Annotated in this window: 24 protein-coding genes; 6 read left to right on the top strand and 18 right to left on the bottom strand. The window is 73.5% G+C overall.

What is annotated here, in order from left to right:
* The first annotated feature begins 26 nt into the window (after window positions 1–26).
* From ACNKF0_RS13645 to ACNKF0_RS13630, 4 genes are all read left to right on the top strand, one after another.
* On the top strand, window positions 27–1,559 hold the full coding sequence (locus tag ACNKF0_RS13645; protein WP_416952911.1) for an ATP-binding protein: 1,533 nt from the start codon (window positions 27–29) through the stop codon (window positions 1,557–1,559).
* A gap of 123 nt (window positions 1,560–1,682) precedes the next feature.
* Window positions 1,683–2,156: a DUF6325 family protein gene (locus ACNKF0_RS13640; protein WP_416952909.1), complete on the top strand. Its 474-nt coding sequence runs from the start codon at window positions 1,683–1,685 to the stop codon at window positions 2,154–2,156.
* Window positions 2,157–2,179: 23 nt separating this feature from the next.
* A complete protein-coding gene (locus tag ACNKF0_RS13635) occupies window positions 2,180–2,470 on the top strand; it encodes an SHOCT domain-containing protein (protein ID WP_416952907.1) in 291 nt (96 codons plus the stop codon).
* A gap of 137 nt (window positions 2,471–2,607) precedes the next feature.
* Entirely contained in the window at window positions 2,608–2,964 is a 357-nt protein-coding gene (locus ACNKF0_RS13630; RefSeq protein WP_416952905.1) for a hypothetical protein, read from the top strand.
* Between the two features lies 1 nt (window position 2,965).
* Here ACNKF0_RS13630 and ACNKF0_RS13625 read toward each other — a convergent pair whose 3' ends face one another.
* From ACNKF0_RS13625 to ACNKF0_RS13615, 3 genes are all read right to left on the bottom strand, one after another.
* Entirely contained in the window at window positions 2,966–3,400 is a 435-nt protein-coding gene (locus ACNKF0_RS13625; protein ID WP_416952903.1) for a hypothetical protein, read from the bottom strand.
* 99 nt (window positions 3,401–3,499) lie between these two features.
* Window positions 3,500–4,027: a DUF1269 domain-containing protein gene (locus ACNKF0_RS13620; protein WP_416952901.1), complete on the bottom strand. Its 528-nt coding sequence runs from the start codon at window positions 4,025–4,027 to the stop codon at window positions 3,500–3,502.
* A 10-nt stretch (window positions 4,028–4,037) separates the two neighbouring features.
* Entirely contained in the window at window positions 4,038–4,922 is an 885-nt protein-coding gene (locus ACNKF0_RS13615; RefSeq protein WP_416952899.1) for a class II glutamine amidotransferase, read from the bottom strand.
* Window positions 4,923–5,015: 93 nt separating this feature from the next.
* Here ACNKF0_RS13615 and ACNKF0_RS13610 point away from each other — a divergent pair, with 93 nt between their 5' ends.
* Window positions 5,016–6,575 (top strand): peptide ligase PGM1-related protein, encoded by a 1,560-nt coding sequence (locus tag ACNKF0_RS13610; RefSeq protein WP_416952897.1) that lies wholly within the window; start codon window positions 5,016–5,018, stop codon window positions 6,573–6,575.
* On the top strand, window positions 6,533–7,075 hold the full coding sequence (locus ACNKF0_RS13605) for a hypothetical protein (RefSeq protein ID WP_416952895.1): 543 nt from the start codon (window positions 6,533–6,535) through the stop codon (window positions 7,073–7,075). Before ACNKF0_RS13610 ends, ACNKF0_RS13605 begins: the two co-directional genes overlap by 43 nt.
* Window positions 7,076–7,089: 14 nt before the next feature.
* Here the strand turns inward: ACNKF0_RS13605 and ACNKF0_RS13600 are convergent, their stop codons facing one another.
* From ACNKF0_RS13600 to ACNKF0_RS13530, 15 genes are all read right to left on the bottom strand, one after another.
* Window positions 7,090–8,208, bottom strand: a complete 1,119-nt coding sequence (locus ACNKF0_RS13600; protein WP_416952893.1) for an aminopeptidase P family protein — start codon at window positions 8,206–8,208, stop codon at window positions 7,090–7,092.
* Window positions 8,205–9,680, bottom strand: coding sequence for an MFS transporter (locus ACNKF0_RS13595; protein WP_416952891.1), 1,476 nt, complete (start codon window positions 9,678–9,680; stop codon window positions 8,205–8,207). Before ACNKF0_RS13595 ends, ACNKF0_RS13600 begins: the two co-directional genes overlap by 4 nt.
* 37 nt (window positions 9,681–9,717) lie before the next feature.
* Window positions 9,718–10,287, bottom strand: coding sequence for an ion channel (locus tag ACNKF0_RS13590; RefSeq protein WP_416952889.1), 570 nt, complete (start codon window positions 10,285–10,287; stop codon window positions 9,718–9,720).
* Window positions 10,288–10,412: 125 nt separating this feature from the next.
* Window positions 10,413–12,500 (bottom strand): SpoIIE family protein phosphatase, encoded by a 2,088-nt coding sequence (locus tag ACNKF0_RS13585; RefSeq protein WP_416952887.1) that lies wholly within the window; start codon window positions 12,498–12,500, stop codon window positions 10,413–10,415.
* A gap of 97 nt (window positions 12,501–12,597) precedes the next feature.
* Window positions 12,598–13,212 carry an isopentenyl-diphosphate Delta-isomerase gene (gene idi, locus ACNKF0_RS13580; protein WP_416952885.1) on the bottom strand — a complete coding sequence of 205 codons (615 nt, stop codon included), beginning with the start codon at window positions 13,210–13,212 and terminating at the stop codon, window positions 12,598–12,600.
* Window positions 13,209–14,249 (bottom strand): NAD(P)/FAD-dependent oxidoreductase, encoded by a 1,041-nt coding sequence (locus tag ACNKF0_RS13575; protein WP_299923612.1) that lies wholly within the window; start codon window positions 14,247–14,249, stop codon window positions 13,209–13,211. The genes idi and ACNKF0_RS13575 overlap by 4 nt, the downstream gene beginning before the upstream one ends.
* Window positions 14,242–14,781, bottom strand: a complete 540-nt coding sequence (locus ACNKF0_RS13570; protein WP_299923609.1) for an isoprenylcysteine carboxyl methyltransferase family protein — start codon at window positions 14,779–14,781, stop codon at window positions 14,242–14,244. Before ACNKF0_RS13570 ends, ACNKF0_RS13575 begins: the two co-directional genes overlap by 8 nt.
* Window positions 14,778–15,842: a type III polyketide synthase gene (locus tag ACNKF0_RS13565; protein ID WP_299923606.1), complete on the bottom strand. Its 1,065-nt coding sequence runs from the start codon at window positions 15,840–15,842 to the stop codon at window positions 14,778–14,780. The genes ACNKF0_RS13570 and ACNKF0_RS13565 overlap by 4 nt, the downstream gene beginning before the upstream one ends.
* 1 nt (window position 15,843) lies before the next feature.
* Window positions 15,844–17,079, bottom strand: a complete 1,236-nt coding sequence (locus ACNKF0_RS13560; protein WP_416952882.1) for an NAD(P)/FAD-dependent oxidoreductase — start codon at window positions 17,077–17,079, stop codon at window positions 15,844–15,846.
* Window positions 17,076–17,903, bottom strand: coding sequence for a UbiA family prenyltransferase (locus tag ACNKF0_RS13555; protein WP_416952880.1), 828 nt, complete (start codon window positions 17,901–17,903; stop codon window positions 17,076–17,078). The genes ACNKF0_RS13560 and ACNKF0_RS13555 overlap by 4 nt, the downstream gene beginning before the upstream one ends.
* On the bottom strand, window positions 17,900–18,778 hold the full coding sequence (locus tag ACNKF0_RS13550; protein WP_416952878.1) for a phosphatase PAP2 family protein: 879 nt from the start codon (window positions 18,776–18,778) through the stop codon (window positions 17,900–17,902). The genes ACNKF0_RS13555 and ACNKF0_RS13550 overlap by 4 nt, the downstream gene beginning before the upstream one ends.
* Window positions 18,775–19,275: a hypothetical protein gene (locus ACNKF0_RS13545; protein ID WP_416952876.1), complete on the bottom strand. Its 501-nt coding sequence runs from the start codon at window positions 19,273–19,275 to the stop codon at window positions 18,775–18,777. The genes ACNKF0_RS13550 and ACNKF0_RS13545 overlap by 4 nt, the downstream gene beginning before the upstream one ends.
* Window positions 19,275–20,471: a glycosyltransferase family 2 protein gene (locus tag ACNKF0_RS13540; RefSeq protein ID WP_416952874.1), complete on the bottom strand. Its 1,197-nt coding sequence runs from the start codon at window positions 20,469–20,471 to the stop codon at window positions 19,275–19,277. Before ACNKF0_RS13540 ends, ACNKF0_RS13545 begins: the two co-directional genes overlap by 1 nt.
* Entirely contained in the window at window positions 20,468–21,859 is a 1,392-nt protein-coding gene (locus tag ACNKF0_RS13535) for a cytochrome P450 (RefSeq protein WP_416952872.1), read from the bottom strand. Before ACNKF0_RS13535 ends, ACNKF0_RS13540 begins: the two co-directional genes overlap by 4 nt.
* Window positions 21,856–22,188, bottom strand: coding sequence for a lycopene cyclase domain-containing protein (locus tag ACNKF0_RS13530; RefSeq protein ID WP_416952870.1), 333 nt, complete (start codon window positions 22,186–22,188; stop codon window positions 21,856–21,858). Before ACNKF0_RS13530 ends, ACNKF0_RS13535 begins: the two co-directional genes overlap by 4 nt.
* Window position 22,189 lies beyond the last annotated feature (1 nt).

Genomic DNA, 22,189 nt, shown 5'->3' with positions numbered 1-22,189 from the left:
CCCACCGCCGACAGCAGGAGACACCCATGCCGCACGCGGACGAGACCCTCGTGGACGACGATCACGCGGACGCCGACCTCGTCGCCCAGGTCCATCGCTACCGGGAGGTGCGCGAGACCCTGGAGCGCAGCGCGCTCCCGCGCGCCACGTCGGTCGACGGCCGGACCTTCGAGCTCCAGGCCTCGCTGCACGACCTGGAGCTGCGACGCGGGGGGTACGTCGCCCTCGAGGCGGGTGCGGTCACCCGGCTCGGCCAGATCACCGACCTCGCGTCCCACATGGTCACCGTCGACATCGGTGGCCAGGACGGGTCGCGCTCCGGCGTCCTCGTCCGGCTCGCGGTCGGCAGCGGGTTGCTCCTCGACCGTGGCGAGACGTTCCACGACGCCCACGTGAGGCCCGCCGCTCCGGAGGAGGTGGCGGCCTGGCTGGCCCGGACCACGTCCGACCGCGCCGCCCTCACCGTGGGGGAGCTGCTGCTGGCACCCGGCGTGCCGGCCGCGCTCGACAGCGGTGGCCTGGGCCGGCACACCTTCCTCTGCGGCCAGTCCGGGTCGGGGAAGACGTACGCGCTCGGGTTGCTGCTGGAGCGCGTGCTCGCCGAGACGACGCTGCCCGTCGTCGTCCTGGACCCGAACTCCGACCACGTCAACCTGGGGCGGCTGCGCGCGGACGCCGATCCGGAGCTCGCCACCCGCTACCGCGAGGTGGCCGGCGGCGTGGACGTCTGGGGGTACCAGCCGGGCCAGCGCCCGCTGCGCCTGCGCTTCGACGAGCTGGACGCCCGCACCCAGGCAGCCGTGCTGGGTCTCGATCCCCTGCGCGACGCCGAGGAGTACGCCGCGCTCGTGGACCTCCTCGCCGCCCGCGAGAGTGGGCGGCCACTCATCACCGGACTCTCACAGCTGCTCGAGGCCGAGTCCGAGGGGACGCGCAGGCTCGGCAGGAGGGCCCGCAACCTCGGCGTCCTCGAGTGGTCGGTCTGGAGCCCCGACGAGCCGTCGATCCTCGCCGAGATCGCGGCGCCGTCCGCCCGCTGCGTCGTGGTCGACCTCGGTTCGCTCCCCACCATGGGCGAGCAGCGGCTCGTGTCGGACGCGGTGCTGGCCGCCCTCTGGGCCCGACGTCCCGAGCGCAGACCCGTGGTCCTCGTCATCGACGAGGCCCACAACATCTGCTCGTCGACACCGATCGAGCCACTCGCGCGCCTGTCCACCGAGCGCACCATCCAGGTGGCGGCGGAGGGACGGAAGTACGGGCTCTACCTGCTGGTGTCCACCCAGCGGCCGGGGAAGGTGCACGAGGAGATCGTCTCCCAGTGCGACAACCTGGTTCTGATGCGCATGAACGCCGCGTCGGACCTGCACGAGATCGAGAGGCTGTTCTCCTTCGTGCCACCCGGCCTCATCGCCGGGGCGTCGGGCTTCGCCATGGGCCAGGCCCTCGTCAGCGGACGCATCTTCCCGCCGGGCGCCTGCTACGTCCAGATGGGTGCCCGGGTGGCCGAGGAGGGCGGCGCCGACGTGCCCGCGACCTGGGCTCGCGCGCGCGGCGGGTAGGGCCAGGCCGGGCTCATCCGCTGCGGGTGAAGCGGGGCGGTGTGCGTGCTTCCTAGGCTCCGAGAGGACGGCGACCGGGTGACCCCCACCGGGTCGCGTCCCACCGACCCGCAGGAGGAGAGCATGTCCAACGACCTCGACCAGGAGACCGGCGACGACCTCGATCTCATGGGTCCGATCGACTACATCGTGGTGGAGTTCCCGGGAAGCAGGATGACGGGGGAGGGGTTCGCGATCCTCCTCGACCTCGTCGACCGGGGGCTCATCCGCATCCTTGACCTCGCCTTCGTCACGAAGGACCCGGACGGGTCCGTCCACGCGATCGAGATCCGTGACATCGACGGCGACGGGGAGCTCGACCTGACCCTCTTCGAGGGGGCCTCTTCGGGGCTGCTGGACGAGGAGGACCTGGACGACGCGGGCACCGCGATCGAGGCGGGCAACTCCGCGGGCATCCTGGTCTACGAGAACGTATGGGCCGCGCCCTTCGCCCGGGCCGTGCGAAAGGGGGGTGGGCAGCTGGTCGCCAGCGGCCGCATCCCGGTCCAGGCCCTGCTCGCTGCTGTCGATGCCGCCGACTCCGCTGCCTCTGTCTGACCACGAGAGAACAGGAACACGTCATGCCAGGTCTTCTCCGCGGTGTCGCACGCACCGCCGTCGTCGCAGGTACGGCCACGGCCGTGTCCAACCGGGTCTCACGCCGGCAGGCGGGCAGGTGGGCCGATCAGCAACAGCAACAGCAGCAGTACGCCGAGCCGCCGCCGCAGCAGTACGCCCCGCCGCCGCCCGCCCCGCAGGCCGGCATGGACGACAAGCTGGCGCAGCTCAAGGAGCTCGGCGAGCTGAAGGCCGCCGGAGTGCTGAGCGAGCTCGAGTTCGAGCAGCAGAAGGCCCGCATCCTCGCCGGGTGATGCCACGCCGCCACGCCGCCGCATGAGCCACCGCTCCAGCGGGTACTGGCGGCACAGCACCCAGATGTAATGCCTCGGGCCTCCGCACGTTGAGGTGCACGCGGGAAGTCCCCGCGGATCCTGAGCGAGGTGGCGCGATGAGCAGCGGTCTGTGGGACTACCGAGACTCCGTTTGGGACTACCGCGAGTCGACCTGGACCCTCGACGCCGACCTCGTCGGCTACGAGGTCGTGGCCTCAGACGGCCATCTCGGCACCGTCGTCCGGGCCTCCAGCTCGTCCGCCGCGGCCTACCTGGCGGTCGACGCTGCGCGCGCGGGTGCGGGGCTGCGCCTCGTGCCGGCCGGCGCCGTCGCTTCGATGGACCACGACGACCGCACGGTCCGGATCGACCTGACGGTGGTCCAGGTCGCGGCCGCACCGGCCTACGAGGAGGCGGACGGCGCCGTGCGCGCCGAGCACCACGACTACTTCAGCACCCTGGACCGCTGCTGACCTACTCGCGCTCGTCCTCGAAGTGGACGGTGACGGCGTAGATGACGAGCACGTCCAGGAGGATCAGCAGTCCGTACCATCCGGGCGACGCCGAGAGGAACGCCAGGTTGGTCACGGCGCTGAAGGAGGCGATCACGATGGTCGCCACCCGGCTCCAGGGCCTCCGGTAGAACAGGGCGATGCCGGTGAGGAACGCGAGGGTGCCGAGCGCCATGTGGGCGATGCCCCACCCGGCGTAGCTCTGGAACAGGAGCAGCTCCGACGAGTTGACGTCGTACACCCGGTTCTCCAGGAGGGCGATGAACCCGCCCAGGACGTGGAAGCCGCCGATCAGCACCAGCATGATCGAGGCGAAGCCCATCATCCCCGTCCACAGTCGCGAGACGGGTTCGTCGTAGGAGTCCTGGGGGTTCGACCGGGTGGTGTCGCTCGCCATCGTGGTCCTCCTCGTCCTGGTGCCTCAGGCACAGGCTCGCACCGCATCGGTGCAGGGGATTCACCCTGCGCGGGTGACGTCCGGCGGTCACGACTCCGGTCAGGACTCAGCGGGGCCACCGGGCTTCCGGAGCTCCTCCATCGCCTCGACGATGGCCACCGGCGCGTCCTCCGAGAGCTCGGCGTGCAGCAGCACGACGTCACCTCGCTCGAGCTCGCGCTCCATCGCCGGTCGTACCTCGTCCAGCTTCCCGTCGCTCGACAGCACCAGGAGCGCGGAGGAGCCGGGGGTCAGCTGCGCGCCGAGCTCCTTGACGAAGTCCTCGTCGATGCCTGACTTGCGCAGTCGGGCCGCTGCGGAGGCCACCCCGGCTCCGACCGCGGCGCCCGCCACGGGCGCCAGCACGACCATGCCTACCAGGCCACCGAGGATCGACCCCTTGCCGGCCATCGCGGCCGTCGAGTGCTTCAGGTGCCCGATCACAGGCTCCTTCGCCTGCGGCATCCACGCGATCGTGATGGCGTCGTGGACGGTGAGGACCTTGCGTTCCGCGAGGCTCTTGAGCCGCACGGCTGCGGCCTCGGCCCCGAAGGGGGTGTCGTAGCGCCAGACCGTCAGGGCCGTCATCGTGATCGCCTCACTGGGCTGCCGCGGCGGATCCCGCCGACGAGGGGGCGGAGGACGGCGAGAAGGGGTGCAGCTGTTCCCGGCCGCCCTCGATGACGAGGCACGTCGATTCCGGCACCTCCCGCCAGGCGCCCTGCAGGGACCCCAACGGCTCGGACACCACGAGACGTGCATCGTCGGACAGCTGCTGGAGGGTCGGGTTGTCCGGGTGCTGCATCCGGAGCGCGCTCACGTCGACGTTGTGGAACAGCGACCGGGACCTGCCCTCGCTGGAGTACCGGAACGCCCACGTGACCTCTCCGTCGGTGGTGGCGACCGTCATCTGGATCGGGAACTGGATGCCGTGCCGCCGTCCCGTCTCCTCGATGAAGCCGACCGCCCGGGCCACGGCCGCCGGCGGGTCCTGCTCGAGCCCGTAGGTGAGGGCGAGGAAGAAGAAGAGCTCCGAGTCCGTCGACCCCTCGATGAGCGGGAACAGCGCGGGCTCCACCTCCAGCGTCAGGTCGCGCTTCACCGACGCGAACTCCGCGATCGCGCCGTTGTGCATCCAGAGCCAGCGCCCGTGCCGGAAAGGGTGGCAGTTGCTCTGCTGCACGGGCGTGCCGGTCGTCGCCCGGATGTGGGCGAACACCCGACCCGCGGAGGCGTGGCTCGAGAGCTCGCGCAGGTTGCGGTCGCTCCACGCAGGCTCGGTGCTGTGGTAGATGCCCGGCTCCTCCTGGGCGCCGTACCAGCCCACCCCGAAGCCGTCGCCGTTGACGGCCTCGACCCCGAGCCGCGAGTGCATGCTCTGCACCACGAGCGAGTTCTCCGGCGCGAACAGCAGGTCCGAGAGGAGCACCGGCGAACCGGAGTAGGCGAGCCATCGGCACATGGCGGTCGTCCTTTCGATCATGGTCGACCGCTCCATTCCACGCGCGCCGCGGGGTCGACGGCTCACCCGAGCGGGGTGAGGTCCCGCCCGGGGCCGGGTCGTAGTGTCTGGCCGGTGGCAGCCCCCGAACCGCCGGCTCCGCTCGCACTGGCCCGGGGCCTGGCCGCGCACCGTCCCGGCTCGAGGGTGCCCCACACCGTCGTCGTCCTCCCGTCCTACAGCGTGGAGCACGCGCTGCTCGCGCACTTCGGGCCGCGCATCCCCGCCCTGGAGAACCGGCAGCTGCTCACGATGCTGTCGCTCGCGCGGGTTCCCGGGGCCGAGATGGTCTTCGTGACGGCCGAGCGGCCCACCGAGCGGGTCGTGGACTACTACCTCTCGTTCGTCGAGGACGCGCTCCGCGACGGCGTACGCGCCAGGTTCCACGTCGTGGAGGTCCCCGACAGCACCCCGCGCTCGGTCACCGAGAAGCTCCTCGACAGGCCCGACCTCCTGGCAGGGATCCGGTCGATGACCAGCGGCCGGCTGGCCTTCATCGAGCCGTGGAACGTGACCGACCTGGAGATGCAGGTCGCCGAGCGGCTGGGTCTGCCCCTCAACGGCACCCCCGCGGGCCTCTGGCCCATGGGGTTCAAGAGCAGCGGACGCCGGATCATGCGGGACGCCGGGGTGCCGCTTCCTTCGGGTCAGGAGGACGTCCGCAGCGTCGACGAGGTTCTCGCGGCCGTGGAGCGCGTCCGGCTGGAGCATCCCGGCGCCGAGGGTGTGGTGGTGAAGCTGGACGACAGTGCGACGGGCCTGGGCAACCGCGTGATCAGGTTCGCCGACGTCCCGACCACCACCATGCTCCGCACGACCGTCGAGCTCCTGGGGCCCGACTACCTGTCTGCGCTCGCTTCCGGTGGCATCGTCGAGGAGCTGAAGACCGGTGATGAGTTCGCCAGCCCGAGCGTGCAGGGCGAGATCACGCCGGGGCGTCGCGTGCAGGTCGTCTCGACGCACGAGCAGCTCCACTCCGGCACCCACCGACAGGTCTACGCGGGCTGCCGCTTCCCTGCGAGGCCGGACTACCGCAGCGAGCTGACGGCGTACGGCGCGTCGGTCGGGCGGCTGCTGGCGGACCGGGGTGCCCTGGGCCGGTACGCCGTCGACTTCGCGGCGACCCGCCCGTCGTCGACGTCGCGGTGGCGCCTCCACGGCCTCGAGATCAACCTGCGCAAGAGCGGCACCTCGCACCCGCTGTCCCTGCTGCACAACCTGACGTCGGGCCACTACGACGACGTCGCCGGCACGTGGTCGCTCCCGGACGGTTCACGACGCTGCTACCGGTCGACCGACCACCTCGTGGACCCGGCCTGGGCCAGGCGCCCGGACAGCGACGTCATCGACGCCGTCGACCGCGCCGGGCTGACGTTCGACCGGGGGCACGCGGTCGGTGCGGTGCTCCACATGCTGGACGGGCTGAAGGCCGGCGGGCTCCTGGGACTGACGACGATCGGCCGCTCGCCCAACCACGCCCAGCGGCTCTACGACGCCGCGGTGGCGGCGATCGCGGGGCGAGGACCACCGGATCCGGGTGAGGCGCACGGACGCAGGTTGTCTGGCAGCATGAGTGGTGGGAAGGACGACGCATGGACCGAGGCACCCGGGCTGACATCGACGGCGAGGGCGTGAGCCCGGGCCACCGACGCCGGGCCGCGGACACACTGGCCCGCCGGGATCCCGGTGGCCTGCTCTACGGCGCGGTGATCGCGGCCGGTTCCCTGGCCGCGGTGAGCGCCAACCTCTCGCACGCCCACAGGGTCGCGCTCAGCGTCACCGCTGTCGTGGTCACCTACTGGCTGGCGCACGTCTACACGGAGAGCCAGGAGATGCTCTTCGAGGGGGACCACCGCCCGTTGTACCGGCGTACCCCGCACGCCGCAGCCAAGGAGGTCTCCATCCTCGTCGGTGCCGCGCCGGCTGTCGCCGTCTATCTCGTCCTCTACCTGCTGGGGTTGTCCTCGAGCGGCGCGGCGCTCTGGGCGCTGTGGTTCTCCGTGGCGTTCCTGTCGGTGATCGGCTACCTCGGAGCACACCGGGCAGGCATCGGCGGATGGCGCCTCGTGCTCGAGTCGGCCGGGGCCGCCTCGCTCGGTGTCCTCGCGGTGATGGGGAAGCTCTTCCTGCACTGAACGCCGGGGGCGCGCTACTCGACGACCTGCAGCCCGCGAGCGGTGTTGTTGAGCCGCCGTCCTCCGGTGTCGGTGACCGTGACGATGTCCTCGATGCGAACCCCGAACCTGCCGGCGAGGTAGACGCCGGGCTCCACGGAGAAGCACATGCCCGGGACCAGCGGCTGCTCCTCGCCCTCGATCATGTACGGCGGCTCGTGCGTCGTGGTGCCGATGCCGTGGCCGGTGCGGTGGATGAACTGCTCGCCGTAGCCGGCGTCAGAGATCACGGCGCGGGCCGCCCGGTCGACCTCCTGGCAGGCGACGCCGGGCCGTACCGCGTCGACACCCGCCTGCTGGGCCAGGCGCACGATCTCGTGCACCTCGCGGACCGTGTCCGACGGCTCGCCGACGCAGACGGTGCGGCTCGTGTCGGAGCCGTAGCCGTGCATGAGCCCGCCGAAGTCGAGGACGACGGCGTCACCGACCTCGATGGTGCGTTCGCCCGCCTCGTGGTGGGGGTTGGCACCGTTCGGCCCGGAACCGACGACGGTGAAGTCGACCTGCTCGTGGCCGTGCTCACGGAGCAGGCGCGCCAGGTCGGCCGCCACGTCGGTCTCCTTCCGCCCCGAGAACCGCACGTGCAGGATCTGCTCGTACGTCGCGTCCGCGGCCGCGCCCGCCGCCTCCAACCGGGCCAGCTCGTTGGCGTCCTTCACCGCGCGGAGCATCGGCAGTCGCGTCGTGATCGAGTCGTACGCCGTGCGCGGTAGCGCCGCCTGCAGGCCCAGCAGGTGGAGGGCCCACGTGCTGTCGGAGATCGCGTAGCGACCGTCCGGACGCAGCAGCGCTTTCGCCGCGGCGTACGGGTCGGTTCCGTCGAGCCAGTCGACGACGGTCGTCGCGGCGGTGCCGTCGGCCCGCTCGGCATCCGGTCGCTCCAGCCTGGGCACCAGCAGCGTCGGCTCGCGGTCGGCGGTCAGGACGAGCAACGTCAGTCGCTCGGTGATGGCGGTCGGCTGGTAGCCGGTCAGCCACACCAGGTCCGGGCCAGGGGACACCAGGACGCCGTCGACGCCGGCGTCACCGCCGGCGGCCACGACCCGGGCCATTCGCGCGGCGTAGTCGTCTCGCGTGAACGGGACCGGATTCATGACGCACTCCCTGCGGCAGTTGTCGGGATGGTGTGGAGGTGGGCCGCGGCCGCGGCGGCGGCGTCCCCTGCGGTGCCCTCGGCCGCCTTGTGCCGGCGGATGGCGACCACGGCGAGGAGGATGCCGAGCGCACTGATCACCGCCATCAGCCAGGAGGCTGCGCCCAAGCCGGAGGCGAGGGCGTCGCCCGGGCTGGCGCCGTCGTCGAGCTGATTGCTCTCGACGGTGGCGTAGATCGTGGCGCACAGGGCGGTCGCGACGGCTGCGCCGACGTAGCGAGCCATGTTCGACACGCCGGACGCCCCGCCGACCTGTTCCTGCGGCACGCACGCGGTCGCTGCGGACGACGCCGGCCCGTTGGAGAGGCCCATGCCGACGGCGATCGCGAGGATCGGCAGCAGGAAGGCGACGTACGCCCACGACGAGTCGGTGAAGCCGATCCACCCGAAGCCGACCGCCATCAGGATGAAGCCGACGCCGATCACCTGACGTCCGCCGAGCTTCTTGGCCAGCTTGGGAACCAGCGGCGCGACGGCCACGAGTCCGACGGTCGCCGGGAGGGTGGCGATGCCTGCCTCGAGCGGTGTGAAGCCGAGCGCGGCGGGGTTCTGGAAGTAGAGGCTGAGCAGGTACATCAGCCCGTTGATCGTGCCGGCGCCGATGAGGATGGCGAGCGTCGAGCCGACCAGGATGCGGTTGCGCAGCAGCGCGAGGTCGAGCAGCGGCACCGCGACCCGCTTCTCGATCACGATGAAGAGGAAGCCGGCGACGGCCGACGCGGCGAAGCAGCCCAGCGTGGCGGCGGAGATCCAGCCCCAGTCGCCACTCTTGGTGAAGCCGTAGATCAGCGGCACGAGCGTGAGCGCGATCAGCACGGTGCCCAGGTAGTCGATGGAGCGTGGCCGTGTCTCGTCCCGCGACTCCTGGACGGTCATGAAGGTCAGCGCCATGCAGAGGACGGCGACCCCGGCGTCGATCCAGAACAGCCCCTGCCAGCCGGTGACGTCCACGAGGACGCCTCCGAGGAGGGGCCCGGCGGCCGCGCCGACCGCGGCGGCGGCTCCCCACAGCGACACGAACTTCAGCCGTTGGTCCCCGGACGTCGCGACCGTCAGGAGGCTCAGGCCGCACGCCAGGATCGTGGAGCCGGCCGCGCCCTGGACCACCCGTCCGGCGATCACCATGCCGCCGGACTCGGCGAGCGCGATCATGACGCACGAGACCACGAAGAGCGCCAGGCCGAGCTGGAAGACCTTCCTCCGCCCGAACACGTCCCCCAGTGAGCCCGACGTGATGATCACCGCCGCCCCGACGAGCGAGTAGCCGGTCACCGCCCACTGGAGCGTGTCGACGCCCATGCCGGTGTCCTCGCTGATCGCCGGCAGCAGGATGCTGACCGCCGAGGTGTTCGCGTTGACCACCAGGGTGGAGATGCAGGTGGCCGCGAGCACCCCACGCGCCGTGGTCCTCACAGTGGTCGCCTCACTCATCGTCAATTCCCTTCTCAGGTCAGATCACGGGGTGGTCCCGGTCCCCGAGGTCGGGCTGGCCCCCACGGCGGGCGATGCCGCGTCGCGCCGCCGAGGTCAGCAGCCTGATCCCGAGCCCGAGGACCGCCAGGTTGAGGATCATCTGCGTCGTCACCAGCAGCATCATGCTCTGGCTCGAGGCGACGATGTCCCCGAAGCCGACAGTGGCGAAGACGGTCACTGTGAAGTAGAGAGCCATGACGTGGTCCAGGGGCCGCGAGAAGCCCTCGGGGTCATGGAGCGAGTTGGCCAGGTAGAGCCGGGCGAAGATCAACAGGTAGAGCGGGACGAGGACGGCGAGGGACTCGATCGCGCGCAGGATCGGGTACTTCGATCGGACGATGGCCGGCACCTGTGCGCCGACCACCGCTGCAAAGACGCCCAGCATGAGGACCAGCCACAGCACCCCGGTGCCGTCGTCCGGGCGCTTCGCCGGCAGCAGGAAGTACGCCGCGCACATCACCGCCACCGCGACCACCACCCGGCAGAGCACGAGGAGGCCCTGCGTCCGGGCGGCCCGTCGCGCGTCCGCGGGCCGTGGCGGGGTCATGCCGCGCACCTTGCGAGCGGGGACATGGCGCACCTCCTCGTCCGGGTCACGCCGCACCGTCGACGATCGGGCACGTGCGGACGAGCCACCTCCCCCGGCGTGGGTGAGCAGCGGAGCCGGGCGCCTCAGGCGGCGTCGGGAGCCCACCGGACGACGAGCAGTGCGACGTCGTCCTCCTGCTCCTCGCTCGCCATCGCACCCAGCAGCCGGTCGCACAGCTGGTCGAGGTCGGACGTGGAGGGAGCCACCTCGGCGAGCAGGTGCTCGAGCGCCACGATGCCGTCCTCGATGTCGCGGTCGCGGCGCTCGACGAGCCCGTCGGTGTAGAGCACGAGGGTCGCGCCGGCCTCCAGCGCCACGACGCCCTCGTGCCGGTCGACGGCGGGGTCGAAGCCGAGCAGCAGGTCGTTGGCGTCGGCGTCGGCCAGCCTGGTCACGGTGCCGCGCGGGTCGACGAGCAGCGCCGGCGGATGTCCGGCGTGGGACCAGCGCAGCAGGGCCCCCGCAGAGCCCTCACCGGGGGAGTGCACCTGCTCGATCCGCGCCACCACTGCGGTGGCGGTGGTCTCGAGCTGCAGGGACTGCATGACCGTGTCGAGCCCGGACAGGATCGCAGCCGGCGCGTCACCGCTGTGGACGGCGATGCCACGCAGCAGCCCCCGGACCTGTCCCATCGCGGCGGCCGCCTCGACGTCGTGACCGACCACGACCACGATGTCGGGCGCCGTGGACGCACCGTCGCCCTGCAGGAAGGCGTCGTACCAGTCGCCCCCGATGCGAGCCGCCTCGCCGGCGGGCGTGTAGCGGGTGACGACCTGGAGGCCCTCGCGGTGCGGCGGCGGGGTGAGCATGCTGCGCTGCAGGGCCTCGGAGACGTCGCGCTGGGACTCGTAGAGCCGGGCGTTGTCGAGCGCGAGGGCGGCGCGTGCGCCGATGTCCTCGAGGAGGGCCACGTCGTCGGCGGTGAACGGCGTGCGGTGGATGTCGCGGAAGGCGCTGACGACGCCGACCGTGCGGCCGCGGGCGCGCAGGGGCACGACCGCGGCGGAGAAGGGGGCCAGCTGGCGCAGCAGGTCGCGGGCCGCGCCCGGCTCGAGCACCGCGGCGACCGCCTCGGTGGCCGACGAGGACAACAGCACGGGCGTCATCTCCCGGATCGCCTGGGCGAGGTAGGAGGAGTCGGTCATCGCCCGGAGCCGCCTGGTCGCGTAGTCGCGCAGGGTGTCCTCCATGGCGGGGTCGCGGTGCGACCACCCGACGTCGCGCAGACCGCGTCGCCAGTCGGTCGCGTGCGGGTCCTCCACCAGCGTCACCAGGCACCAGTCCGCGAGCTCGGGCACCAGCGAGGTGGCGAGGCGGCTGACGCCCTCGGTCGGGTCGAGGGTCGCGGTGAGCGCCTCCGAGACCGACGCCAGCAGCGCCAGGCGGTGGGCCGACCGGTCCAGCGCCTCCTGGGCGTCACGCCGGGCGGAGATGTCGACGAAGTAGACAGCCAGGCCCTCGGGGGAGGGCCAGGCGCGCACCTCGTACCAGGCGTCGAGCGGCGGGGGGTAGTAGGGCTCGAAGGTCACCGGCTCGCCCGACGCGACGGCCGCGCGGTAGTGCTCCTCGAACGGGCCACCCGCGGCAGCGGGGAACGCCTCCCAGATGCTGGCACCGACCAGGTGCACGCGGCTGGAGCCCAGCAACCGCTCGGCCTCGGAGTTGACGTAGGTGAAGCGCCACTGGCGGTCGAGCTGGAAGAACGCCGACGACATGGACTCCAGGACGCGACCCACGCGGGCCTCGCCCTCGCGCACCTCGGTGGTGTCGTACGCCGCCCCGACGAGGCGGACGGGCTGGCCGTCGGGACGGTCGGCGAAGGCGTGGCCGCGGGCCTCGATCCACCGCACGGTCCCGTCGGGCCGCACCACCCGGTACTCCGCGTCGTAGTCACCGCACGTGGCGATGGCGCGCTGGAGCGCGTCCGAGACGCGGCCGATGTCGTCGGGGTGCACGCACCGGTTGAAGGCCTCGATGGTCCCGCCGAAGCCGTCCTCGTCGAGGCCGAACAGCTCGAGGAGCCGGCCGTCGAAGCGGAGGTCGCCGCTCACCAGGTCCCAGACGAAGGCCCCGACACCGGCGGCGTCGACGGCGAGCCGCCACGCGAGACGGTCGCTCTCGGCGTCGAGGGAGGACGGAGAGCGCGGCGGCGAGGAGTCGTCGTCGGTCACGGGCCTCTTCTCACGTCAGGTCGGTGGCCCACGTTCCTCGAGGCACGCGCACAGCGTGCCACACGGCGGGTCCGCGACACCGGTGAACGACGAAACCTCAGGGCGTCCTGGCTGCCCGCGCAGCGGGCGGGAGGTCGTCGACGTCGGCGGCCGCCGCGGACGCCGGGTCGGCCGGCAGCTGCGCCACCTGCTCGCGGCACCACACCGACACCGTCCGGGTCCCGTCGAGGACCCCCGCGCGGAACGCCGGCCACGGCTCCCAGCGGGCGTCCTCGACCTCGTCCGGGTCGGGTGTCACGGCGCCCTCGGCGGACCCGACGAAGACCGGGCACATCTCGTTCTCGACGACGCCCTCCTGCTCGGCGCGGTAGCGGAACCGTGGCAGCACGAGCCGCAGGCCGGTGACCGTCGTGCCGAGCTCCTGCTCCACCCGGCGGCGCACGGCGTCCTCGAGGGGCTCGCCGGGAGCGGGGTGGCCGCAGCAGCTGTTGGTCCACACGCCGGGGAAGGTCCGCTTGTGCAGGGCGCGGCGGGTGACGAGCACGTTGCCGTCGCCGTCGAAGAGGTAGCAGGAGAACGCCAGGTGGAGGGGGGTGTCGGCGTGGTGGACGCCGGCCTTGTCGGCGGTGCCGACGGCCTGCCCGTCCTCGTCGAGCAGCACCACCTGCTCGGGCGTGACGGTGTCGGTCGTGCTGGTCTCGGTCGTGGTCATGCGGGCCTCCCCACGGGTCGGGCGAGCTGGTTGACGGCGGTGTCGAAGAGCCACGGCAGCGTCGTTGCTGCCGGGACCAGGTGCCTGCGGACGGACGCATGGGCGGTGGCGCGCAGGAGCGCGTGCGTGAGGAGCTCGTGGCGTGCGCCCAGCCGGCGGGCCAGCCGGTCGTAGCGGTCGGTGCGGCCCTCGGCGACGCACGCGACGGCGACGCGCGCCTGGGCCAGTCCGAGGGCGAGTCCCTCGCCGGTGAGGGCGTCGACGTAGCCCCCGGCGTCGCCGACGAGCAGCACCCGTCCGGCCGACCGGGAGCGGGCCCGCTGCCGCAGCGGCCCGGCCCCCATCACCCGCGTGCGCGGGCCGGTCAGGCGCTCCTGCAGCAGCGGGAAGTCGTCGAGGAGGTCCTCGAAGCGCGAGCCGGCGTCGCCCAGCACCGCGACGCCGACGAGGTCGTCGTCGACCGGCGTCACGTAGGCCTCCGCGCGCGGTGACCAGTGCACCTCGACGTACGACGTCCACGGCGCCTGCTGCACGTGGCACCGCAGGCCGAAGCGTCGTCGCCCGTCCACCGGTGCGTCGAGGCCCACCATGCGGCGCACGGGGGAGTGCAGCCCGTCCGCGGCGACGAGGTGGCGGGCGGGCTCCCCGTCGACCAGGACGTGGTCGCCGGCGTCGTCCACGCGCGTCACCGCACGGGGGTCGAGGGTGATGCCGGCGGCGGCGACCTCCCCGGCGAGCGCGTCGTGGAGCACGGTGCGACGCACGCCGCGACCCGGACCGCGGGAGAAGCGCGCCGTGGCTCCCGGGCCCCCGGCCGAGCCGTCGAGGTAGCGGATGCCGCTCAGCTCGCGCCCGCGCGGGTGGACCCCGAGGGCGGCCAGCTCGGCCACGGCCCCGGGCATCAGCCCCTCGCCGCACGCCTTGTCGATCGGGCCGGTGCGCGGCTCGCGCACGACGACGGAGAGCCCGGCTCGGTGGGCGTGCAGCGCCGCTGTGAGGCCCACCGGCCCGCCGCCGGCCACCACGAGGTCACGCACCGGCCGGCTCCGCGCTCGGCAGCGTCGCGAGCGCCGCGTCCTCGACCCGGATGCGTACGACGAGGAGGGCGGCGTTGAGGACCGTGAACACCAGGGCGGTGATCCAGGCCGCGTGCACCAGCGGCAGGGCGACGCCCTCGACGACGACGGCGACGTAGTTGGGGTGGCGCAGAAACCGGTAGGGCCCCGACGTCACGGGCGCCATGCCCGGCACGACGATCACGCGGGTGTTCCAGCGCGGGCCGAGGGTCGCGATGCACCACCAGCGCAGGGCCTGGGACGCGACGACCAGGGCGAGCATCGACCAGGCCAGCAGGGACGGCACCTGCGGTTGCCGGATCCACGCCTCGGCGAGCGCGCCGACCAGCAGGGCGGTGTGCAGCACGACCATGAACGGGAAGTGCCCCAGGCCGTGCTCGACGCCGCCGCGCTCGCGGCTCCACCGGGCGTTGCGGGTGGAGACGACCAGCTCGGCGACCCGTTCGAGGCCGACGAGCGCCACCAGGACGGTGAAGGCGACGAGGCTGGTCACGCGACGGCCCTCAGCAGCACCAGCTCGGAGCAGAAGCCCGGGCCCATCGCCATCAGGACGCCGTGGCTGCCGGGCGCGGGCGGGCGCTCGCGCAGCGTGTCCTCGAGGACCTGGAGCACCGAGACCGACGACAGGTTGCCGACGCGGGCCAGCGAGTCCCAGGTCAGCCGGACCGCCTCGCGCGGCACCTCGAGCGCCTCCTCGAGGGCCTCGATCACCTTGGGGCCGCCGGGGTGGCAGACCCACCAGCCGATGTCGGCGCGGGTGAGCCCGTGGTCGGCCAGGAACGCGTCGACGTCGCCGCGCACGAACCTGCCGACGAGCGTCGGCACCTCGGCGTCGAGCACGATCCGCAGGCCGCTGCCGGTGACGTCGAAGCCCATGGTCCGCTCGCTGTCGGGGTAGAGCCGGCTGCGCGAGTCGAGCACCTCGACCGGACCCGGCCGACCGGACCGGCCGGACCGGCCCACCGCGACGACGGCGGCCGCACCGTCGCCGAAGAGCCCGCTCGCGACCAGGTTGGGCACCGAGGCGTCGTCGCGCTGGACGGTCAGCGAGCACAGCTCCACGGCGATGAGGACCGCGGTGTGGTCGGGGTGGCCGAGCAGGTAGTCGTGCACGCGGGCGATGCCGGCCGCCCCGGCGACGCACCCGAGTCCGACGAGCGGCATCCGGCGGACGTCCTCGCGCAGCCCGACCTGCGCGGCGATGCGCGCGTCGAGCGAGGGGACGGCGAGCCCGGTGACCGTCGCGGTGACGACCAGGTCGACGTCGGACGGGGTCAGGTCGGCCGCCTTGAGCGCGTCGACGAGCGCCCGGGAGCCGAGCTCGACGGCGTGCTCGATGAAGAGGTCGTTGGCCTGCCCGAAGTCGCCCAGTCCGGCGTACTGGTCGAGCGGCAGGACGGTGTGGCGGCGCTCGACCCCGGCGTTGGCGTGGAAGCGCCGCATCAGGGACCGGTCGAGGCTGCGCTCGGAGATGAACTCGCCGAAGGCCTCGGTGATCTCCTCCTGCGGGTGGGAGTGCGGCGGCAGTGCGCCTCGTACGGAGAGGATCCTCATGTCAGCCACCTCGGGGTGTGGGGGTCGTGGGCAGGTCGGGGGGCAGGTCGGGGGTGGGTCTGTCCGGACGGTCGGGACGGGCCAGGCTGCGCACCAGCCCGCCCGCCAGTCGGGCGTCGATGCGGCCGCCGCCGAGACCGAGCTCGACGAGCGCGTCGAAGGCGTGCCGGTCGCGGCCGGCGGCGCGGATCCCCGCGTCGACGATCCGCGGCGACCGGGCCAGCCGCCCGGCCGCCCACGTGTGCCGCAGGTGCGTGCCCAGCAGCGAGCGTACGACGCGTCGGTGCTCGGCGCCGGCGTCCGCCGGTCGCCCGGCCCGTACGGCCCGCGCGGCGGTGCGGCCGGCCGCGATGCCGGTGGCGACGGCGTAGTAGATGCCCTCGCCGGTCAGCGGGTTGACCAGACCGGCGGCGTCGCCGACGAGGAGGACGGGCCCGTCGGGCTGGTCCCAGCGCCAGGAGCTCAGCGGGAGGTGGTGGCCGCGCCAGTCGCCGCCGGTGCGCGCGGCGCCCGGCACGAGCTCCTCGAGCTGGTCCAGGAGCAGGCGACGGCTCGGGGCACCGCCGCTCCGCTCGTCCGGCAGCAGCTCGCCGTAGCCGACGTTGGCCAGCCCGTCGCCGCGGTCGAAGGCCCACGCGTAGGACGGCTGGCGGCGGGTGCCGTAGCGGATGACCTGTCGACCGGCCGTCTCGGGCGTGATCGGCGCGTAGCCGCGGATCGCGATCGCGCGGGGCTCGCGGCGCTTACCGAGCAGCGCGGTGCGGACGAACGAGTGGGCGCCGTCGGCGCCGACCACGACGTCGGCCGACATCTCGCCCGACACCACGGGGGTCCCGGTCCCTGTCCGCGTCAGGGAGGTGGCGCGGTGCGTACGCAGCACGGCACCGACGGCCACGGCCCGCTCGACCAGCCGGGCGTCGAGCACCCGGCGCGGCACGACGTGCACCTCGCGACGCATCGGGCCGGCGACGGAGACGTCACCGTGCGCCAGCTCGAGGTCGCGCAGCGGCGACCAGCCGTCGACGACATCGGCTGCGCCGACCGGCGCGAGGGCGTCGAGCACGTGGGGCGCGATGCCGTCCCCGCAGGACTTGTCGCGGGGGAAGTCGCTGCGGTCCAGGAGCAGCACGCGCAGGTCGGGGTCCTCGGCCAGCGCGCCGAGCGCGGTGGCCGACCCGGCGGGCCCGGCGCCGACGACGACCAGGTCCCAGTGCTCGGTGGCGGTGTCATGACTCATCGCGCGACCACCAGCAGCAGGGCGTCGACCAGCGCGATGCCGACCGCTGCGGCGAAGGGGGACCGTCCGGTGCCCACGACGACGACGGCAGCGAGGGCGAGCACGACGGTGACCACCGCGACGGTGACGACGAGCGGCGGGCCGGACCCGACGAGGACCACGACGGACGCCGTGACGAGGACGACGGCAGCGACGGGTCCGATGCGCTGCCGGCCCAGCCGGTGGGGGAGGCCGCGCACGCCCGTGGCGGCGTCGTCGGCCAGGTCGGGCAGCACGTTGAGCAGGTGGGCCCCCACGCCGAGGAGGGCGGCGCCGACCGGCCACCACCACGGCGGTGCCTCGCCGTCGGCGAGGGTGACGACCGCGGTGAGACCGCCGAAGGACACGGCGTAGGGCGCCCACGACCACACCGTCGTCTTGAGCCAGAGGTTGTAGGCCCAGGCGGACGCGACGCAGGCCAGGTGCACCAGGCCGGCGGCAGGTCCGAGCGCGAGGGACAGCACGACGCAGGCGACCACGGCCGCACCGCACGCGGTCCGGACGACGGCCACCGAGCCGGCGCCGATCGCCAGGGGCTTGTCGCGGCGACCCGCGGCGCGGTCCCGCGTGCGGTCGACGAGGTCGTTGCTCCACCCGACCGAGAGCTGGCCCGCCAGCACGGCCGCCACCAGCACGACGGTGGTCGTCGGGGCCAGCCCCTGCGCGACGGCGAGCAGGCCCGCCAGGACCGTGACCGCCAGCGCCGGACCGGGGTGCGCCGCCCCCACCAGCGCCCTCACGGGCGAGGGGCTGGTGAGCTCCGGGCCCACCGGTCGGGTGGTCACCGCGTGCCCCAGAGCGCGTCGGGCTCCCGGGTGAGCCGGCCGACCAGGCGCGCGGCGCCGACACCGACGACCGCGACGAGCCAGCCCGCGAGGACGTCGACGACGTAGTGCTCGCCGGTGTAGACGAGCGTGAGCGCCATCGCCAGGGCGTACGCCGCCAGCAGCACGCGCGAGACCCGCGACACCGACGGCCACAGGAAGAGCGCCGCGAGGAGCGCGGCACCCGCGTGCAGCGAGGGCATCGCGGCCACCGGGTTGCTGCCCGACTGGCCCAGCTGGACGAGGCTGCCGATGCCGTCGAGCCCGAGCCCCTCCCAGCCGAGGTGCGAGATCCGGTCGATCGCGCCGATGTCGCCGCGCTGCGCGGCCAGCCAGGGCGGAGCGGCCGGGTAGGCGAGGTAGCCGGCGATGCCGAGGAGCGACATCGACAGTACGGCGGTGAGCCACTCGCCGAACCGGTCACGGAGACGGAACCACACGACCGCGGTGATGAGCGGGATGGTGACGAAGTGGGTGACGTAGACCAGCGCGGCCACGACGTCGTACCAGTGGGGGGAGCCGTCGACGAGGTGGCCCTGCAGCCACACGCTCGGCACCGCGCCGAGCAGCGCCTCGTCGGCACGAGCCGGTCCGAGCACGTGGAGGCTGGCACCGAGCCGGTTGGTGTCGGCGCCGTCGCCCACCCCGAGCGGCGCGGTGACCCACTGCGCCACCCAGTAGGCCACCAGGATGGCGCTGAGCGGGGACCAGGCGATCAGCAGCTGGGCGATCGGGCCGTGGCGGGAGTCCGTCGCCGGTGCGGGGGCGATCCCGGACCGCGGCGCCGCCGCGGTGGAGTCGACGGTGTCGGTGCGCGAGGTCGCGGGGCTGGTCATGGCGCGCTCCGCCGGCGCGCGAGCCGCTCGAGGACGGCCTGGGTCCGGAAACGGTTGTAGCGCTGGATGGCGATGAACGGCAGGTTGACCAGCACGCCGTAGGCGGCGAGCAGGGCCGCGGCCAGGGGCGGGTTCCAGAGGACGAAGAGCGGACTGCACCACATGGCCCACCAGTGCCCCATTTCGGCCCGACGAGTCTCGCGCACGAACATCTCGAGTCCCGCGGCGTCGCGCGCGGGCAGCTCGCGCTTGCTGACGCCGCCGTCGAACAGGGCGCCCGCCTCGGGGACCCGGTCCTTCCAGCGGTGGATGTGCAGGCGGCGTCGGTACCAGCGGCCGCGGTCCTCGAAACGGCGCTCCCGCAGTCCCCAGCCGTCGCGTGCCAGCCGCTCGTCGCTGAGGCGGTGGGCGGCGTAGCCCGTGGCGGCGTGGAAGACACCCCATGCGACCACGTCGACCACGATCGTGAGGGTCTGCGGCATGACGAGTCGCAGCATCAGGCCACCCCCTCCCCGGACCGGTGGTCGGCGAGGGAGACCTCACGGCCGCGCCACGACACGGAGCGGCGTACGGCGGTGAGGGCGAGCGAGCGCGCGAAGACCAGGTCGAAGGCCAGCAGCGGAACCGGGAACAGCGCCCACGCCCACCACCGGAACGAGCCGGCGCGCCCCAGCACCCACCGCAGCTGCAGGGCCACGGCGACGTAGGCCACCGTCCACAGAGCAGGGCTGCCCGCCACGACCGACGAGCCCCGTCCGACGACGGCGACGAGGAGGGACAGGAGCGCCCCGACGGCCACGGCGTGGTGCGCGCTGATCCAGGCGACCGTGGCCGCGGTGGCCGCGGGCGCAGCGTCGGACGCCCCGGAGGCGATGTTCTTGGTCCACCCGGCCACGAGCTGGCCGAGGCCGCCGGGATAGCTCCGCATCCGCACCGCGGCCCCCCCGACCGCGCACCACACCGGCAGCCCGACCCGGTGGTAGGCGGCTGCGAGGGCGGCGTCGTCGAGGATCTCGCCGCGGACGGCCTCGTGGCCGCCCGCGCGCTCGTAGTCGTCGCGCGAGGTCAGCAGGCAGGGCCCGAACGCCATCGGCGCGTGGGTCGGCTGTTCCCGAGCGGCGCGACGCGTGAAGGCCGCGCTGGCCATCAGGGCGACCACGTTGAAGTAGGCCGACAGCTGCTCGTAGGGACGTACGACGTCGTGGTGCGGCTGCACCGACACCAGGCCGCCGTGGCGGGCGTGCGCGGCCAGGAGGCCGGCGAGGGCGCCCGGCTCGAGGACGGTGTCGGCGTCGAGCAGGAGCAGCAGGTCGCCCGTCGTCGCCCCGACGCCGACGTGGCAGGCCCATGCCTTCCCGGTCCACCCGGGCGGCGGGGTGCGGGCCGGCACCACTCGGGCGCCGCCCGCCTGCGCGACCGCTGCGGTCGCGTCGCGGGACGCGTCGTCCACCACGACGACCTCATGGACCGCCGACCCCTGGGCGGCCACCGACTTCAGCAACGCGGGAAGGGTCTGCTCCTCGTCGCGGGCCGGCACGACCACCGAGACCGTGGGCACCGGGAGCGACGCGGCGCCCGCCCGGTCGTCGGGTCCGGGCAGCGTGCGGAGGTCGGCCAGCAGTCGCTGGGCCCAGACTGCTGCCCCGAGGAGGAGCACCCCGAGCACGAGGTCGACGAGGAGGGCGGACGTCACGGGGTGCTCGTCCGTCGTACGACGAGCGGCATCCCGCCGCGGGGATGGACGGCCACCTTGGCCTCCGCCACGGGGCGCGTCCACACGCCCGGACCGCCGGGCACCTCGAGCCGGTGCTCGCGCAGCAGCTCGGCGAGCACGACGACCATCTCCCCGAGCGCGAACTCGCGACCGATGCAGAGTCGGGGTCCCTGGCCGAAGGGCAGGTAGCCGGTGCGGGCGGTGCCGTCGAGGAACCGCTCGGGGCGGAAGGCCTCGGGCTCGGGCCAGAGGTCGGGGCGGCGATGGACCAGCCACGGACTGATGATGGCCAGCGTGCCGGCGGGCACGGGTCGCCCGCCGAGCTCGTCGTCGCGGTGCGAGCGGCGCGAGATGGCCCACGCCGGCGGGTAGAGGCGGAGCGCCTCGTCGACGACGGCGCGCGTCCACGGGAGCCGGTCGCGGTGAACCACGAGCGGCACGGGACCGGCGTGGCCGGCGAGCTCGTCGCGCACGCGCCGCTGGGCCACCGGGTGCTCGGCCAGCAGCATCAGGGTCCAGGCCAGAGCGGCGGCCACGGTCTCGTGGCCGGCGATGACCATCGTGACGAGCTCGTCGCGGATCTCCCCGTCGTGCATGCCGCTGTCGAGCAGCAGGCCGAGGAGGTCGTCGCCGTGGTGGGCCGTCGCGCCGGCGTGGGCGTTGCGGGCCCGCCGCTCGGCGATGATCGCGGCGGCACCGGCGTCGAGGCGCCGGCGTGCGGAGCGGAGCCGGAGGTTGGTCCGGGTCGGCGTCCACTCGGCGCGGGGGAGGATCGACCGACCCAGCCGCACCACGAGGTCGGCTGCCTCGCTCGTGGCGGCCAGGAGGTCGTGGGCCTGGTCGGACAGGTCGGTGCTGAAGAGCGCCCGCCCGACAGCGTCGAGGCCGATGGTGTGGGTCAGTGCGGCGACGTCGACCACCTCACCCGAGCGGGCCGTGCCGCCGAGCCGCGCGGTGATGGCCGTGCGGGCGGCGGCGCGCACCTCGTCGCCGACCGCCTCGAGACGCTGGTGGTGGAAGGCCGGTGCGGCGAGGCGTCGGTGGTCGATCCAGCTCGGTTCGGCGGAGGCGAGCAGGCCGGGCCCGGTCACCCGGGCGAGGGCGGCGTACTGGACGGTGTCCTTGCCCCAGCTGCGGGCCGAGGTCTGGAGCACGTGCTTGACGTCGGCAGGGTCGTTGAGCAGCAGCGCCGGGGCGCCGGGCACCGGGAAGGAGACGGTGTCACCGAAGCGCTGCGACACCTCGCCGAGGAAGGCGAGCGGGTCGGCGCGGACCGACCGGAAGGCCCGGGCCATGTCCCACGACGTGGGCCCCGGGATCCCGACGTCGGTCGGCTGCATCGCCTGCAGGCGGGTCGCCACGCTCATCGGCGCACCTCGCGTCGCCGGCCCAGCCACGTCCACGCCACGCAGCTGCAGAGCACCAGCCCGAAGCCGAACATCAGGTCCTCCACCGGGGCGTAGAACAGGCGGCCGTCACCGAACATGGTGATCCGGCCGCTGCCGATGATGGCGTCTCCTGAGTAGCGCACGATGCCGCGGCCGGTGAGCCAGCCGTTGGTGAGGAGCTGGAAGAACACGATGATCGCGTAGGCGCTCCACCAGTCACGGGTCGAGGTGACGCGCGTCCGGGCGACCCACCGGTCCAGCACGAGGGCCAGCGGCACGCAGGCGAGGGCGATGGCGGTGTAGGTCACG

This window comes from Nocardioides sp. T5 (assembly GCF_048161455.1).
In the GTDB taxonomy this organism is placed as follows: Bacteria; Actinomycetota; Actinomycetes; order Propionibacteriales; family Nocardioidaceae; genus Nocardioides.
The sequence above is the reverse complement of the archived record's forward strand: the minus strand, read 5'-3'. Positions and strand labels throughout refer to the sequence as shown.